Source organism: Streptomyces sp. NPDC001204 (assembly GCF_053598035.1).
In genome coordinates this window covers 44,803-60,127 of sequence record NZ_JBSFJL010000028.1, presented here as the reverse complement: position 1 = coordinate 60,127, position 15,325 = coordinate 44,803, and the positions used below count along the sequence as shown (strand labels likewise).

Below are 15,325 nucleotides of genomic sequence, written 5' to 3'. Positions count from 1 at the left end.
GCTGCTCGGCGCCCGGCGGAAAGCCGGCGCCACCTGGCGCCGAAGACGGCCCGGCGGATGGCCGAGCCGTCTCGTGGGTGGTGTGACTTCTGTTCCGTAGCTCTACAGAGAGCGGTCAAGGCGGTCGCTACCTGGCCGAAGCCGAGGCCAGCTGCAGCTGTCCACGGCCGGGTGTCCCGGGGCGTTTCACATGTATCGCGACGGACGTCCGCAGTCAGCCATCGTCGGCCGACCCACGGCGGCCGTGGAAGTCCTCCCATGCTTGCCGCTGGATCTCCTCGGCGTCCGCGAGGAGCTTCTCCAGGGGTTCCGCGGCCTCTGAAGGGGCAGGGGGCACCCGCGTGAGCTTGTCGTAGAGGTACTCGCAGGCTTCGGCTTCGGTGCCGAAACGCCGCATGACGCTGTCCTGGGAGCGTTGACGCAGGCCGACGGTCCACGCATCCGCCTCACGGCGCAGAAAGAAGTAGGCGTCCGGCTGGACGGGGACGTCGTGGACGCCGGCGATCTCGTAGAACGCCTCCGGCACGTCCGCATCGCGGAGTCTTTCGACGAGCTCTGCACTGTCCACCAGGAACGTCCCGTCACCCGGATCGAGGTGTGCTCCGAGGCGTGGATCCGAGACCGCCCCGGGCCTTGCGGGTCAGGCTACGGGCAACGCGTCCAGATACTTCGCGTTGACGAGGTCGGAGACCGACGACTTCGTCACGTACTGGAGACCGAGGCCGGGCTGGCCGAACCAGGGCCTGATCGGGCCCGCCTCGACGGTGAAGGGCTTGCGGACCCGGTAGAGATGGTAACTGTACGGAAAGTTGTTGACGTAGGTGACGAGATTGCTCGGCGGAATCGCACGCTTGGCGAACGGCGTGCCCGCGGGCGCGAGGAAGTTGCCGAAACCGCTGCCGAAGAGGTCGACCAACTGGCCCTTGTGGAGCGTCAGGGGACGCTCGACCGGCTTGCCGTTCTTCAACACGAAACCGTTGTTGTCCGGATACCACCAACCCGACTTCCCCGTCTGCGGATCCGTCTGCCAGTAGCACCCGAGGAACCAGTACGCCGAGGTGTGGTCGGTGCGCTGATAGCCCCTCAGCATCCGGCCGAGGGCCCCGCTCTGGGGGAGGTACCTCGGTCCCAGGCGCCAGTCGTTGAGGTAGTAACGCTGGTATTCCGTCTGCGGGGCGGTGTTGGTTCCACGGCTGCGATGCGTAGTCGGACAGTGTGCGGCGTTCCTGTCCCGGAGTTGGCCGGCCTGGGCCGTGGCCGGTGAGATGCCGACAAGCAGGAGGAGCGATGCGAGGGCGCTCCCCACGAAGGCGCGCAGTACGCGCATGCGGTGTCCCTTCTCTTCCGGCGCCAACCAGGCGCCGCGTGAGGACAGGCAGCCAGTTCGGGTGACCGGCCGCCGGCCTGATCGTGATACAGGGCTCATTTCATGCGCGGTATGTGCTTCCCGGGCGCGAAGACATCGCAGATGGTCACCCGAACCGATGAGCTCAAGCCCTCGGATAGCCGAAGGCAGGAGACGACCGCCCGGTCCGCGAGGGACTCCTGGATGACAGCACCGCTCTACTGCGGCCTCGTCAGACTGGCCGGCCGTACTGGGAGAACCGTCACGGCCGCCGATACCTGACCAACTGTTGGACGATCGGGTGACAACGGACGATGGGCAGGCGAGCTCGGTCGTGGCCCACGACGCATGGCAGCAGTTCAGCGAGGCCGTTTCGAGGGTGGTTGCCGCCGGCCCTTGGCCAGTGGTTGAGGCGGCCGACTCCCTGCGGCATCGAACCGGTGCTCCCTGGCGCGATGTCCCCGAGCGGTACGGCCCGTGGGGCCGGGCCTACGACCTGTTCCGGCGCCGGCAAAAGGAGCGGCCCGGCGGCATCGCCGCCGGGCCGGCCGACCACGGACTCGGATTTCGGCCTCGGACGGCCCAGAGGCGGCCCGGACCGCGGCTCGACTGGAGCCGTGCAGGCCGCCCGTTCTCACCGCGACGGACGCCTCGGAGGAACCGGTCCTGGGATCACGTCCTCGAGGAAGTACAGGACCGGGAGTGGATCGCGGCCGGTGCGGACCGGGAGGGCAAGGGGTGCGTCTTCGCCTCGCCGATCGGCGGGCCGCTGAGCCCGAAAACGGACTTTCACGTCCGGAAGCGGCTTCTCCGGGACGCGGGTGTACGGGACGGCCGCCTCCATGACGCTCGCCACACCGCTGCGACCGTCCTCCTGATTCTCGGGGTCCCGGACGTCGTGATCGGGGGGATCACAGGTTGGGAGCCTGGGGGAGCGGCGCGGATGCCCGCCCGGAAAAAATCCGACTGAGACGGAAACCGGGACGGACAACGTCGAAGGGCCCCCTGTTTCCAGGGGGCCCTTCGACATCGTGCCCGGTGAGGCACTGGCGGAGGATACGAGATTCGAACTCGTGAGGGGTTGCCCCCAACACGCTTTCCAAGCGTGCGCCCTAGGCCTCTAGGCGAATCCTCCGCCGGAAACATTACATGACTCGGAGGAGTGCTCGCGAACTCGTTGTCGGTCCCCGGGATCGGGTACTCTTTGCGGAGCCCCTCACGCGGCGCTATCTGACTGAACTCCCCCAGGGCCGGAAGGCAGCAAGGGTAGGTCGGCTCTGGCGGGTGCGTGGGGGGCGCTTGCGTCCGCGGCCGGACACGTTGTCGGTGGGCGCCTATAACCTCGTATGCGTGTCGTCTCTCGCGCTGTACCGCCGCTATCGCCCGGAGTCGTTCGCCGAGGTCATCGGGCAGGAGCATGTCACCGACCCGTTGCAGCAGGCGCTGCGGAACAACCGGGTCAATCACGCGTACCTGTTCAGCGGTCCGCGCGGGTGCGGCAAGACGACCAGCGCGCGGATCCTCGCCCGCTGCCTGAACTGCGAGAAGGGGCCGACGCCGACCCCCTGCGGGGAGTGCGATTCCTGCCGTGACCTGGCCAGGAACGGCCCGGGGTCCATCGACGTCATCGAGATCGACGCCGCTTCGCACGGTGGTGTGGACGACGCCCGTGACCTGCGCGAGAAGGCCTTCTTCGGTCCCGCCCGCAGCCGGTACAAGATCTACATCATCGACGAGGCCCACATGGTCACGTCGGCCGGTTTCAACGCGCTGCTCAAGGTCGTCGAGGAGCCGCCGGAGCACCTGAAGTTCATCTTCGCCACGACCGAGCCCGAGAAGGTCATCGGGACCATCCGGTCGCGCACCCATCACTACCCCTTCCGCCTGGTGCCGCCGGGCACCCTGCGGGAGTACCTCGGCGAGGTCTGCCAGAAGGAGGGCATTCCCGTCGAGGACGGGGTGCTGCCCCTCGTCGTGCGGGCCGGCGCCGGGTCCGTGCGTGACTCCATGTCCGTCATGGACCAGCTGCTCGCCGGTGCGAGGGAGGAGGGTGTGACGTATGCCATGGCCACCTCGCTCCTCGGGTACACCGACGGCTCGCTGCTCGACTCCGTCGTGGAGGCCTTCGCCTCCGGTGACGGCTCCGGCGCCTTCGAGGTCGTCGACCGAGTGATCGAGGGCGGCAACGATCCCCGTCGGTTCGTGGCCGACCTGCTGGAGCGGCTGCGGGACCTGGTGATCCTCGCCGCCGTGCCGGACGCCGCCGAGAAGGGGCTCATCGACGCCCCGGCCGACGTCGTCGAGCGGATGCAGGCCCAGGCCCGTTCCTTCGGCGCCGCCGAACTGAGCCGCGCCGCCGACCTCGTCAACGAGGGGCTGACCGAGATGCGCGGCGCCACCTCGCCCCGCCTCCAGCTCGAACTGATCTGCGCCCGCGTACTGCTGCCCGCCGCCTACGGCGACGAGCGGTCCGTGATGGCCCGCCTCGACCGGATCGAGCGCGGTGTCAGCTTCTCCACGGGCGGGGGTGCGCCCGCGATGGGGTACGTGCCCGGACCCGACGTGCACGGGGGAGCGCCGACCGCGGCGGGAGGTCCCGCGCCCGCGGCGCCGGTATCTCCGGCTCCTCCTGTTCCTCCTGTTCCGCCGGGCGGTGGGCCCGCCGCGGCTCGGGCGGCCGTGCGGGGCACGGGGGCCCCTGACGCGCCTCCGGCGCCCCCCGCGCCCCCCGTACCTCCCGCGCGCGCCGTGAGCGACCGTCCCCAGGAGGCGGCTCCGCCCGCCCCGCCGGCCGCTCCCGCTCCCGCTGCCGCCCCGCCGGCCGCTCCCGCTGCCGCCCCGCCGGCCGCTCCCGCTGCCGCCCCGCCGGCCGCTCCCGCTGCCGCCCCGCCGGCCGCCGCTCCCGCCGCGCCCGGTGCCTGGCCCACCGCGGCGACCGCGGGCGGTGGCCGCCGGCCGGGCGGCTGGCCCACCGCGGCAGCCCCGGGCGGCGGGCAGGCACCGGGCGCGGAGGGAGCGCCCAGCGCCCCGGCGCCCGCACAGCAGGCACCCGCGGCGAGGCCTGCCGCCGCACCGGTGTCCCCCGCCCCGCCGGCCCCGGCGGGCGGCGGGCTCGACCCCCGCGTCCTCTGGCCGAACGTCCTCGAAGCGGTGAAGAACCGCCGTCGCTTCACCTGGATCCTGCTCAGCCAGAACGCCCAGGTCTCCGGTTTCGACGGCACCACCCTCCAGATCGGCTTCGTCAACGCCGGCGCCCGCGACAACTTCGCGAGCAGCGGCAGCGAGGACGTGCTGCGCCAGGCACTGGCCGAGCAGTTCAACGTCCAGTGGAAGATCGAGGCGATCGTCGACCCGACGGGAGGCGGCGGCTCCGGGGCCCCACCCGTGGGCGGCGGCTACGGCGCGGGCCCCGGAGGCGGTGGCTACGGCAGCACAGGTGGCGGCGGCTACGGCGGCGGGGGAGGCGCGGCGGCGCAGCGTACGGCGGCTCCCCAGCCCACGGCTCCGGCGGCGCCCGCTCCCGCCTCGTCCTCGAGCCGGCCGCCGTCCGCGGCGGCACCCGCGCCCGCCCAGGCACCCCGGCCCTCCGCCCCCGAGCCGGCTCCCGTCGCCCCCGAGGACGACATCCCCGAGGACGACGACCCTGACCTCGACGAGTCGGCCCTGTCCGGTCACGAACTGATCGTGCGGGAGCTGGGCGCGACGGTGGTCGAGGAGTATTCGACGGAGTAGCGGCGTAACAGACGTGCGGAGCGGCGCAGTGGGGCCTCGGTGCGGTTCCGGCCCGGCTCCGCTCGGAGGAACCTACGAGCGCCCCGCCGCCGTCCTCTCGGCGGCCCGCACAAAGGGTGCCGCGCCGCTGCCGTTAGGCTGACCTCGTGAAGGTCCTCGTCATCGGCAGCGGCGCCCGCGAGCACGCCCTGTGCCGTTCCCTGTCCCTCGACCCCGCCGTCACCGCGTTGCACTGCGCGCCCGGCAACGCCGGCATCGCCGAGGTCGCCGAGCTGCACCAGGTCGACGCCCTCGACGGCGCGGCCGTGTCCGCGCTGGCCGCCGAGCTGGGTGCCGACCTCGTGGTCGTCGGCCCCGAGGCCCCGCTGGTCGCCGGGGTCGCCGACGCCCTGCGCGAGGCGGGCGTCCCGGTGTTCGGCCCCTCCAAGGAGGCCGCGCGGCTGGAGGGCTCCAAGGCCTTCGCCAAGGACGTGATGGCCGGGGCGGGCGTACCCACGGCCCGTTCGTACGTCTGCACGACGGCCGAGGAGGTCGACGCGGCCCTCAACGCCTTCGGCGCCCCCTACGTCGTCAAGGACGACGGGCTCGCCGCCGGCAAGGGCGTCGTCGTCACCGACGACATCGAGGCGGCCAGGGCGCACTCGGCGGCCTGTGACCGTGTGGTGATCGAGGAGTACCTCGACGGACCCGAGGTCTCCCTCTTCGCCGTCACCGACGGCGAGACGGTCCTGCCGCTCCAGCCCGCCCAGGACTTCAAGCGGGCGCTCGACAACGACGAGGGCCCGAACACCGGCGGCATGGGCGCGTACTCGCCGCTGCCCTGGGCCGACCCCAAGCTCGTGGACGACGTGCTGCACAGCGTCCTTCAGCCCACCGTCGACGAGATGCGCCGCCGCGGCACGCCGTTCTCCGGCCTGCTCTACGCGGGGCTCGCCATCACCAGCCGCGGCATCCGCGTGATCGAGTTCAACGCCCGTTTCGGCGACCCCGAGACCCAGGTGGTCCTCGCCCGCCTCCAGACCCCGCTGGCGGGTGTCCTGATGGCCGCCGCCACCGGTGACCTCGCCCATCTGGAGCCGCTGCGCTGGAGCGACGACGCGGCCGTCACGGTGGTCGTCGCCTCGCACAACTACCCCGGCACCCCGCGCACCGGCGACCCGATCACCGGCCTCGACGAGGTGGCCGCCCAGGACGCCCCGCACGCGTACGTGCTGCACGCAGGCACCCGGCGCGAGGGCGATGCCGTTCTGAGCGCGGGTGGCCGCGTCCTGTCCGTCACGGCGACCGGCAAGGACCTGACGGAGGCGCGCGACCGCGCGTACACAGCCGTCGCCCGGGTCCGTCTCGACGGCTCCCAGCACCGCTCGGACATCGCGGCGCGGGCCGCGGCGGACGCGTAGCGCGGCGACCCCGCCCCTTTGCCCGCACCGGTTCTCCTCACCGGCTCCGTTCCTCGCCGGCAGGCCCCGGCTCCACGAGCCGGGGCCTGCTCAATGCGCTCTGTCGTTCGGCTCTGACCAAAGCCATTCCATCGAGTGACCAATGCTCCATCCGGCTGACGCGGGCCGGGGGTCCAACTAGGGTGCGCGCAGGCATTCCGGCACTTGGCCCACCGGCATTGCGATGTCAGTCATGGGTGCCACAGTGGGGGAATGAGCAACGCCAGGACAGTCGGGAGGGGGTGACGGGCGGTCGTGACCGGTATGGGTGTGGAGGTCGCTGTGCAGGCCGCACGCTCCAGGGCCCTGGCCGTGCTGCGCGTACGCAGCCGGGCGCTGGCCCTCGCCCTGCTGCCCGCCGCCCTCGCCGTGATCCTGCTCGCCGGCGGCTCGGCAGGGCACCTCGTGGGCCACGGCTGGGACGTCGCCCGCTGGGTGGTCGGCGCCGTCGCGGTCGTCGTCCTGCTCCTGGCCGCGGGCATCGGGCTGGTCGTGGCCCGTGCCCGCCCCGCGATGAGCCCGACCGTCCCGATAACCGAGGAGTCGGCCCCGGACCTGTACCGCCTGGTGCACGATCTGGCCGACCGCCTCGGCGTCCCCGCCCCGTCGGCCATAGAGCTCACCCCGGACTGCGACAGCTGGCTGGAGGACCGTACGCACCCGGCCCACGGCCTTCCACCGGGGGATGATCACCTCCACGGCGAGCCGGACGCCCAGCGCGGACTCTCCCCGGCCCGCCCGCGTCGTACGGCGGCGACGCCCGTCCTCGTCATCGGCTCCCCGTTCCTGTGGTGGATGCGCGTCGGCGAGCTGCGGGCCGTGCTCGCCCCGGTCGTCGCCGGTACGGGACCCTCGGCGCACCCGGACATAGCCGCCGCCCGGCGTTTCGTCCGCGGTCTGGACGCGGCGGCGGCAGTCGCCTCGGCACCCGGCCGCGGTCCCCTGATCCGCCCGGTGTGCGCCGGACTCGGCTGGGTGGTCCGGCTGCTGCTGCGCGGCTGCCGGGAGCACGCGGCCCAGATGGAGCGCGGCGTGGCGGCCGCGGCGGCGGAACGCGCACAGGCTGTGGACTACGGGCTCAGAATCGTCGCCCAGGAGCAGGTGGGCCTGGCGTACGCGGGCTGGGACCGGTTGCTGACCCGGGTCGCGCTCCCCGCCTGGCGCATGGGCCGCTGGCCCTCCCGGCTCGACGCAGGTGTCGTCGCGGCCCTCACCGAACTGTCCCGCCGCGACCGCCTGGCCGAGGGTTTCGCCTCCCGGCTCGGCGAGCGCCCGGCCTGCGATCTGCTGGAGGAGCCCGGCGCCATCGACGAGGCCGCCTCGCTGCTGGCCGCGCGCCTCTTCCACGGCGGCCCGGCCGAGCGGGGCCCGCACTGGTGTCCGGTGGACTGGCAGGAGTACCCGGACGAGGTCGTCGACCGCAAATGGCGTGCCGACGCCGCTCGCCTCCACCGTGTCCTGGACGCCCTGGGCGTCCGCCGCTCCCCCGGCTCCGCCGCCGATCCGCACGGACCGACCCTGGCCCGGGTCCTGGAGCACCTGTCCGCACCGTCCCCCTCCGGCAAGCTCTCCGAGCGGAGGGGACTCCCGGCCGACGACGTCCGGCCGGCTCACGGCGGCGGCGCGTACCACCCGTACGGCGAGTTCGGCGGGCACGACGACAACCAGGGTCACGGCGACTACCGAGATCCGGCAGAACACGTAGATCACGTAGACCACGTAGATCATGCAGACCGCGACCGGCACGGAAGTCCGGAGAACCACGCCGCCGCCCCCGGAGTGCCCGCCCCGCCGGACGAGGACCCCGGACTCGGCAGCGAGCGCGGCGCCGCACTCGCGGCCGGCATCAGCGCCGAGCTGGCCCGCGAGGAGGCGTCGGCGCCACCGGCGTGCACGGTGTCGGCGGGAGCCGAGCAGCTCGGCGGCACACCCCTCCGGAACGAGGACTCGCTGCCCCTCTTCCCGCTCGAACCGCCCCGCACCGGCCGCGAACTCCTCGCCGACCACGTCACCGCGATGGTGTGCTGCGCCGCGATGGACACCGCCGACGCCTCCCCGGGCCTCGACTGGCTCGACGGCCCCGCCCTCCTGATCAACGGCGAGAGGGCCGCCGACCTCAGCCCCAGGGTCCTCGCGCTGGTCGAGTACGGCGACCCGGTCCCGCTGCGGACCTGGCTGGTCGACTCGGGCATACGTCCGGAGAAGCCCGTACGGCTGGTCTGACCTGGGGCGACGCCGTCCCGGCAGCCGCGTTAGCGGATCCCCCTCTTCCACTTTCGGCCAATTCACAACGAATAGTGACAGGATGCGCGCGTTATGTGATGTGCTGGGACCGATAGCGCACGTGGCAAGCGCGTGCGACATACGACAGCCACAGCCGGACACGCCGACCGTCACACGCCGACCCGACGCGTCGGTCACCGCGGCCACCGACAGACCCGCACCGCCGCATGAGACCACGGGGGCACGAGGGAGGGGATCGGGCATGGGATCGGAGCAGATTCGCCGCTGGGAGTCGGGAGCTCTCGCGCACGCCGTGACGGACCCCTTCGGCCTGGGCCCCGTCCCCTGGCTGCGCGGCAGCGAGACGTACTTCGACGACACCGGCCACGTCGTGCCCTGGTACGTCGACCCGTCCCCGCAGACGCCGTCCGGCGGCCCCCGTGTCCCCGCCCCCCGCACCTCCGGCGTCGGCCCCCGTTCCGCCGACGACGTCCACCGGCAGATCAAGGGCTTCGTCTCGCCCGGCGCCGTCACCCCCGGCGAGGCGATCGACTTCCACATCACCGTCGACCCGCCCCAGCAGTTCGGCGTGGACGTCTACCGCATCGGGCACTACGGCGGCGACGGCGCCGCCAAGATCACCACCAGCCCGCGCCTGTCCGGCATCGTCCAGCCCCCGCCGCTGACCGCCGACCGCACGGTCTCCTGCCACCACTGGTGGCTGTCCTGGCGGTTGCAGGTGCCGTCCTACTGGAGCGTCGGCGCGTACGCGGCCGTGCTCACCACCGCCGACGGATACCGCTCCCACATCCCGTTCACCGTCCGCGACAACCGTCCCGCGGACCTGCTGCTGCTCCTGCCCGACATCACCTGGCAGGCCTACAACCTCTACCCGGAGGACGGCCACACCGGCGCCAGCCTCTACCACGCCTGGGACGAGCACGGCCGACTGCTCGGCGAGGCCGACGCCGCGACCACCGTCTCCTTCGACCGCCCCTACGCGGGCGCGGGCCTGCCCCTGCACGTGGGCCACGCCTACGACGTCATCCGCTGGGCCGAGCGCTACGGCTACGACCTCGCCTACGCCGACGCCCGCGACCTGCACGCCGGCCGCGTCGACCCCAGCCGCTACCGGGGCCTGGTCTTCCCCGGCCACGACGAGTACTGGTCGGCCGGTATGCGCCGCACCGTCGAACTCGCCCGCGAGCACGGCACGTCCCTGGTGTTCCTGTCGGCCAACAGCATGTACTGGCAGGTCGAACTGGGCCCCTCCCCGTCCGGCGTCCCCGACCGCCTGCTGACCTGCCGCAAACGCAAGGGCCCCGGCCGGCCGGTGCTGTGGCGGGAGATCGACCGGCCCGAGCAGCAGCTGGTCGGCATCCAGTACGCCGGGCGCGTCCCCGAGCCGCATCCGCTGATCGTCCGCAACGCCGACCACTGGCTGTGGGAGGCGACCGGGGCCGAGGAGGGCGAGGAGATCACGGGCCTGGTCGCGGGCGAGGCCGACCGCTACTTCCCGCGCACTGCGCTGCCCGAGTACCAGGACCGCATCCTGCTCGCCCACTCCCCGTACACGGACGGTGAGGGCGTGACCCGCCACCAGGAGACGTCCCTGTACCGGGCCCCGTCCGGCGCCCTGGTCTTCGCCGCCGGGACGTTCGCCTGGTCCCCGGCCCTGGACCGCCCCGGTCACGTCGACGCCCGGGTCCAGCGCGCCACCGTCAACCTCCTGGATCGCATCTGCAAGCGCGACTGAGCGCCACCGCGGAGCCACCCCAGCCCGGAACCGATCCCTCCCATACGGGAGAATCGAGCCATTGGACAGAACCACGGGGAGGAACCGTGTCCGGATTCGTCGAAAAGCCCGAGCCGATCCAGGTTCCGGGCCTGGTGCATCTGCACACCGGCAAGGTGCGCGACCTGTACCAGAACGAGGCGGGTGACCTCGTCATGGTCGCCAGCGACCGCATGTCCGCCTACGACTGGGTGCTGCCGACCGAGATCCCCGACAAGGGCCGCATCCTCACGCAGCTCTCCCTGTGGTGGTTCGACCGGCTCGCCGACCTGGCCCCGAACCACGTCCTGGGCACCGAGGTGCCCGAGGGCGCTCCCGCCGACTGGGCGGGCCGCACCCTGATCTGCAAGTCCCTGCGGATGGTCCCCGTGGAGTGCGTGGCCCGCGGCTACCTCACCGGTTCGGGCCTGGCCGAGTACGAGCAGACCCGCACGGTCTGCGGCCTCGCCCTGCCCGAGGGCCTGACCGACGGCTCCGAGCTGCCCGCCCCGATCTTCACCCCGGCCACCAAGGCCGAGGTCGGCGAGCACGACGAGAACGTCTCCTACGAGGAGGTGGCCCGCCAGGTCGGCGCGGAGACGGCCGCCCAGCTGCGCCAGGCGACGCTCGCCGTCTACGGCCGGGCCCGGGACATCGCCCGCGACCGCGGGATCATCCTCGCCGACACCAAGTTCGAGTTCGGCTTCGACAGGGACACGCTCGTCCTCGCCGACGAGGTCCTCACCCCGGACTCCTCCCGCTTCTGGCCGGCCGACCAGTGGCAGCCGGGCCGCGCGCAGCCCTCGTACGACAAGCAGTTCGTCCGCGACTGGCTGACGTCCGCCGAGTCCGGCTGGGACCGCGGGAGCGAGCAGCCCCCGCCGCCGCTGCCGGAGCCGGTCGTGGAGGCGACCCGGGCGAAGTACGTGGAGGCGTACGAGCGGCTGACGGGGACGAGCTGGTCGTAGCAGACGAAAAGACCCCGGTCCGATGGACCGGGGTCTTTTTCCCGAGCGGACGACGAGGCTCGAACTCGCGACCTCAACCTTGGCAAGGTTGCGCTCTACCAACTGAGCTACGTCCGCATTGCGCCGTGGCGCTAGGCCAACTATACCCAACCTCGCTCCCGTGCGAGCCGTACTGCCGCATGTCGATTCTCCGCGCCCAGTTTGGTCACGGCCGACGACAGGTAGTTCCGTACGGTCCCCGGTGACAGCGCGGCCCGCTCGGCGATCTCCGTGACCGGTGCCCCGTCGGCGGCGAACTCCAGCACCTCGGCCTCCCGCGTGGTCAGCGGCGAGTCCCCGGCGGAGATCGCGTCGGCGGCCAACTCCGGGTCGACGTAGCGGTTTCCGGCGTGCACGGTGCGGATGATCTCGGCGAGCCGCTGGGCGCTGACGGTCTTCGGGACGAACCCGCGCACACCCGCGGCAAGCGCCCGCTTCAGGTGTCCGGGCCGTCCGTGACCGGTCACGATCAGCACCCGGCAGTCCGGCAGCTCGGTCCGCAGGGATGTGGCGACCTTCACACCGTCCGCGCCCGGCATCTGCAGATCCAGCACGGCCACGTCGGGCACGTGCGCCCGCGCCATGGCCAGTGCCTCCGGTCCGCTCGCCGCCTCCGCGACGACCAGCAGGTCGTCCTCCAGCGAGAGCAGGGCGGCGAGCGCGCCGCGGATCAGGTGCTCGTCGTCGGCCAGCAGCAGCCGTACGGGCACGGGGGACGTCGTCATCGGGTGGCCTCGCTCAACGGACGGGCGGTCTCGGGATCGGCGGCGGGCGGCGGCAACGGCACCTCGGCGGTCAGCCGGAACCGGTCGCGCCCCAAGGGACCCGCCCGCAGGGTGCCGTCGAGTTCCGACAGCCGTTCCCGCAGACCGGCGAGCCCGGAGCCCGGCCGGTCACCGGCGGGGGACTCGGGCATCCCGTCGTTCTCGACGCACAGCTCGGCCCGGCCGTCGGCGACGCGCAGGGACACGGTGCACCGCTGGGCGTCTCCGTGCCGGAGCACGTTCGTGGCGGCCTCCCGGACGACCCAGCCGAGCGCGGACTGCACCGGCGCGGGCAGACCGGCCGGCGAGCCGGTGACCGCGCACTCGATGCCGGCCGCCGCCAGGACGCCCTGGGCGCCGGCGAGTTCCGCGGCGAGGTCGGCCTCCCGGTAGCCGCGGACCACGGCACGGACCTCGCGCTGCGACTCCTGGGCCAGCCGCTGCACCTCGATCATCTGCTCCACCGCCTCGGGCCGGCCGCGCCGGCCCAGTTGCACGGCCAGCTCCGCCTTCAGCGCGATCACCGCGAGGTTGCGCCCCAGCACGTCGTGCAGATCCCGCCCGAACCGCAGCCGCTCCTCGGCGACCGCCAGCCGGGCGCGGGTCTCCCGGGCCTCGTCGAGCGCGTAGACGGCGTTCAGCAGCCAGACGGAGAAGACGGAGGTGAAGGCGACGAACGCGCCGCCGACCAGCACCGCGCCCGCCGTGGCCAGCGCGGCGACGCCGGGGATGCCCAGCGGGAAGGTGTAGAGACCGGAGCCGGCCGCGAAGCCCAGCACGATCGCGACCACACGCCGCCGGTTGCGCACGCCGAGCGCGATGATGCCGGCGCCCATGACCAGCACGCCCCCGAAGACGGCGCCGGCCGCGGTGGCGACGTCGTCGGCCTTCGGGCCGTGCGCGCGCTCCGACACCGCCATCGCCACGGTGGCGGTCACCGCGGTGACAGCGGCCAGCGTCCACAGCATCCGCACGGGCTGTGGACGGCTGCCGCGCGTCCAGTCCAGTGCCCTGGCCGCGGTCACCGCACAGGTCAAGGCGTGTCCGCACACCAGAAGCAGCAGCCAGGTCCCCGGGTTCGGCCCCGCCTCCCGGAAGGCCGAGAGGCCAAAGGCGACCGCCTCGATCAGTGCGAAGAAGTGGAACGACCACCGTGTGTACGTCTCGACCTTCGCCGGCGTGCTCTTGCTGCGCCACCAGCCCACGGGCCCGCCCACGGCCTGTCCGCCCACCTCTCCCCCCACCTCTCAGCGCCTCGGCTCCCAGCGGAACCGGCGCCGTACAGCAAACACCGCGATCGCGATCCAGGCCAGCGCGACGGCCAGGGCCCGCAGGATGTCGTGGACGCCCAGGTCTCCGGTCCAGCCGCCGCGCACCAGCGTGATCACCGGAGTCAGCGGCAGCAGCTCGCAGAACCGGGCCAGCCGCTCGGGGAGCAGCTCCAGCGGCACGGCCAGCCCGGAGCCCACCATCGAGACCATCAGCAGCGGGAGCGAGGTGACCTGGGAGCTCTCGGTGGTCCGGGTGAAGCCCGCGGTGACGGCCGCCAGCAGCACGCCGAGCAGCAGACCCAACAGCAGTCCGGCGACGGCGAGGTGGGGCGCGCGCGGGGCGTGGACGTGGAGCAGTGCGGTGCACGCGCCGGTCAGCAGCAGGCACTGGACGAGGCCGGTGGCGACGGCCGGCAGCGCGGCCCCGGTGAGGATCTCGGCGTCCCGCAGCTCGCCCGTGCGCAGCCGCTTGAGCACCAGTTGCTCGCGCCGGGAGACGAACACGCCGACCAGGGTGGAGTACACGGCGAACAGCAGGGAGAAGCCGATCGCGGCGGGCAGGATGACCAGCCCGATGGTCAGCCCGGCGTCCTTCAGGTTCATCTGGGCGGCCGCCGACCGCACGCTGAACGGCAGCACCAGCGGCAGGAGCACACCTGCCACCAGGGCGCTCCGGCTGCGGGCCAGCAGGGCCAGCTCGGCGCGCGCGAGCGCGGCCATCCGGCCGGCGGGGGTGGTGACGGTGGCGCTCATGCCGCGTACTCCTTGTGCTCCCTGTACCGGGTCGTCCGAGGCGCTGCGGCGTCCCGCGCGATACCGAGGAAGGCCTCCTCCAATGAGGCCGACCGCACGTCGAGGCCGCGCAGTTCGACTCGGGCCCGCCGGGCCCACAGCAGCAGTTCCGTGGCGGTCCGCTGGAGTTCGCGGGTGCGCAGCCGTACGGCGCGGCCGTCCATCTCGTGATCGCACACGCCCAGTTCGGCGAGCGGGGGCAGGTCGCCCAGGAAGAAGCCCATGGGGAGTTCGAAGGAGATCCGGGACGGCTGCGCGGCGGTCACCTCGGCCGGGGTCCCGGCGGCCGCGACGCGTCCCTCGTGCAGGATCGCGATCCGGTCGGCGAGCCCTTCGGCCTCCTCCAGGTAGTGCGTGGTGAGCAGCACGGTCGTCCCGCCGTCGCGCAGCGCCCGCACCAACTCCCAGGTGTCCCGGCGTCCTTCGGCGTCCAGCCCGGTCGTCGGCTCGTCCAGGAACAGCACCTCGGGCTCGCCGAGCAACGCGAGCGCCAGGTCCAGGCGGCGCCGTTCGCCGCCGGACAGCTGCTTGACCCGTACGTCCGTCCGCCGCTCGAGTCCGACCAGCGCCAGCACCTCGCGGGGCGGGCGGGCCCCGCTGACGCAGCCCGCCCACATCCGCGCGGTCTCGGCGACGGTCAGCTCGGAGGGGAATCCGCCCTCCTGGAGCATCACCCCGGTGCGCGGCCGTACCAGCGCCCTCTCCGCGTACGGGTCGTGTCCGAGCACCCGTACGCGCCCCGAGGTCGGCGCCGCCAGGCCCTCCAGGAGCTCGACCGTCGAGGTCTTGCCGGCGCCGTTGGTGCCCAGCAGCGCGAAGATCTCCCCCGGGGCCACGTGGAAGGAGATACCGCGCACCGCCTCGAATCCGCCCTCGTACACCCGCTGGAGGCCGGTCACCTCAATCACGTGCTCGTCCGTGTCCATGCATCCAGCGTCCCGGCGGCCGGGGGACCGCAGCAGTGCGCGGTGTCATCAC

11 protein-coding genes, 2 tRNA genes and 1 other RNA gene are annotated in these 15,325 nt (G+C 72.9%); 6 read left to right on the top strand and 8 right to left on the bottom strand.

Annotated features, from left to right (window positions below; all coding sequences use genetic code 11):
- Positions 1–214: 214 nt before the first annotated feature.
- From ACWC91_RS30545 to ACWC91_RS30535, 3 genes are all read right to left on the bottom strand, one after another.
- Entirely contained in the window at positions 215–568 is a 354-nt protein-coding gene (locus tag ACWC91_RS30545) for a hypothetical protein (protein WP_225076345.1), read from the bottom strand.
- A 72-nt stretch (positions 569–640) separates the two neighbouring features.
- Complete coding sequence (locus ACWC91_RS30540) at positions 641–1,327, bottom strand: TNT domain-containing protein (protein WP_225076344.1); 687 nt, start codon at positions 1,325–1,327, stop codon at positions 641–643.
- 1,065 nt (positions 1,328–2,392) lie between these two features.
- Positions 2,393–2,480, bottom strand: a tRNA-Ser gene (locus tag ACWC91_RS30535).
- Positions 2,481–2,553: 73 nt separating this feature from the next.
- Here ACWC91_RS30535 and ffs point away from each other — a divergent pair.
- The 6 genes from ffs to ACWC91_RS30505 all read left to right on the top strand — a co-directional run bounded on the left by ffs (position 2,554) and on the right by ACWC91_RS30505 (position 11,481).
- An RNA gene (gene ffs, locus ACWC91_RS30530) (signal recognition particle sRNA small type) lies at positions 2,554–2,648 on the top strand.
- 47 nt (positions 2,649–2,695) lie between these two features.
- Positions 2,696–5,077, top strand: coding sequence for a DNA polymerase III subunit gamma and tau (locus ACWC91_RS30525; RefSeq protein ID WP_450726116.1), 2,382 nt, complete (start codon positions 2,696–2,698; stop codon positions 5,075–5,077).
- A 146-nt stretch (positions 5,078–5,223) separates the two neighbouring features.
- Positions 5,224–6,477 carry a phosphoribosylamine--glycine ligase gene (gene purD / locus ACWC91_RS30520; protein WP_402593859.1) on the top strand — a complete coding sequence of 418 codons (1,254 nt, stop codon included), beginning with the start codon at positions 5,224–5,226 and terminating at the stop codon, positions 6,475–6,477.
- A 294-nt stretch (positions 6,478–6,771) separates the two neighbouring features.
- Positions 6,772–8,739, top strand: coding sequence for a hypothetical protein (locus ACWC91_RS30515; protein ID WP_450643154.1), 1,968 nt, complete (start codon positions 6,772–6,774; stop codon positions 8,737–8,739).
- Positions 8,740–9,001: 262 nt separating this feature from the next.
- The gene (locus ACWC91_RS30510; RefSeq protein ID WP_450643156.1) at positions 9,002–10,495 is read left to right on the top strand and encodes a N,N-dimethylformamidase beta subunit family domain-containing protein; all 1,494 of its coding nucleotides are present in this window, start codon (positions 9,002–9,004) and stop codon (positions 10,493–10,495) included.
- An 86-nt stretch (positions 10,496–10,581) separates the two neighbouring features.
- A complete protein-coding gene (locus tag ACWC91_RS30505) occupies positions 10,582–11,481 on the top strand; it encodes a phosphoribosylaminoimidazolesuccinocarboxamide synthase (protein ID WP_225076339.1) in 900 nt (299 codons plus the stop codon).
- Between the two features lie 44 nt (positions 11,482–11,525).
- Here ACWC91_RS30505 and ACWC91_RS30500 read toward each other — a convergent pair.
- The 5 genes from ACWC91_RS30500 to ACWC91_RS30480 all read right to left on the bottom strand — a co-directional run bounded on the left by ACWC91_RS30500 (position 11,526) and on the right by ACWC91_RS30480 (position 15,273).
- A tRNA-Gly gene (locus ACWC91_RS30500) sits at positions 11,526–11,598 on the bottom strand.
- A 23-nt stretch (positions 11,599–11,621) separates the two neighbouring features.
- Positions 11,622–12,245 carry a response regulator transcription factor gene (locus ACWC91_RS30495; protein ID WP_141359990.1) on the bottom strand — a complete coding sequence of 208 codons (624 nt, stop codon included), beginning with the start codon at positions 12,243–12,245 and terminating at the stop codon, positions 11,622–11,624.
- The gene (locus ACWC91_RS30490; RefSeq protein ID WP_450643167.1) at positions 12,242–13,501 is read right to left on the bottom strand and encodes a sensor histidine kinase; all 1,260 of its coding nucleotides are present in this window, start codon (positions 13,499–13,501) and stop codon (positions 12,242–12,244) included. Before ACWC91_RS30490 ends, ACWC91_RS30495 begins: the two co-directional genes overlap by 4 nt.
- A 30-nt stretch (positions 13,502–13,531) precedes the next feature.
- Complete coding sequence (locus ACWC91_RS30485; protein ID WP_450643159.1) at positions 13,532–14,308, bottom strand: ABC transporter permease; 777 nt, start codon at positions 14,306–14,308, stop codon at positions 13,532–13,534.
- A complete protein-coding gene (locus ACWC91_RS30480; protein WP_450643161.1) occupies positions 14,305–15,273 on the bottom strand; it encodes an ABC transporter ATP-binding protein in 969 nt (322 codons plus the stop codon). The genes ACWC91_RS30485 and ACWC91_RS30480 overlap by 4 nt, the downstream gene beginning before the upstream one ends.
- Positions 15,274–15,325 lie beyond the last annotated feature (52 nt).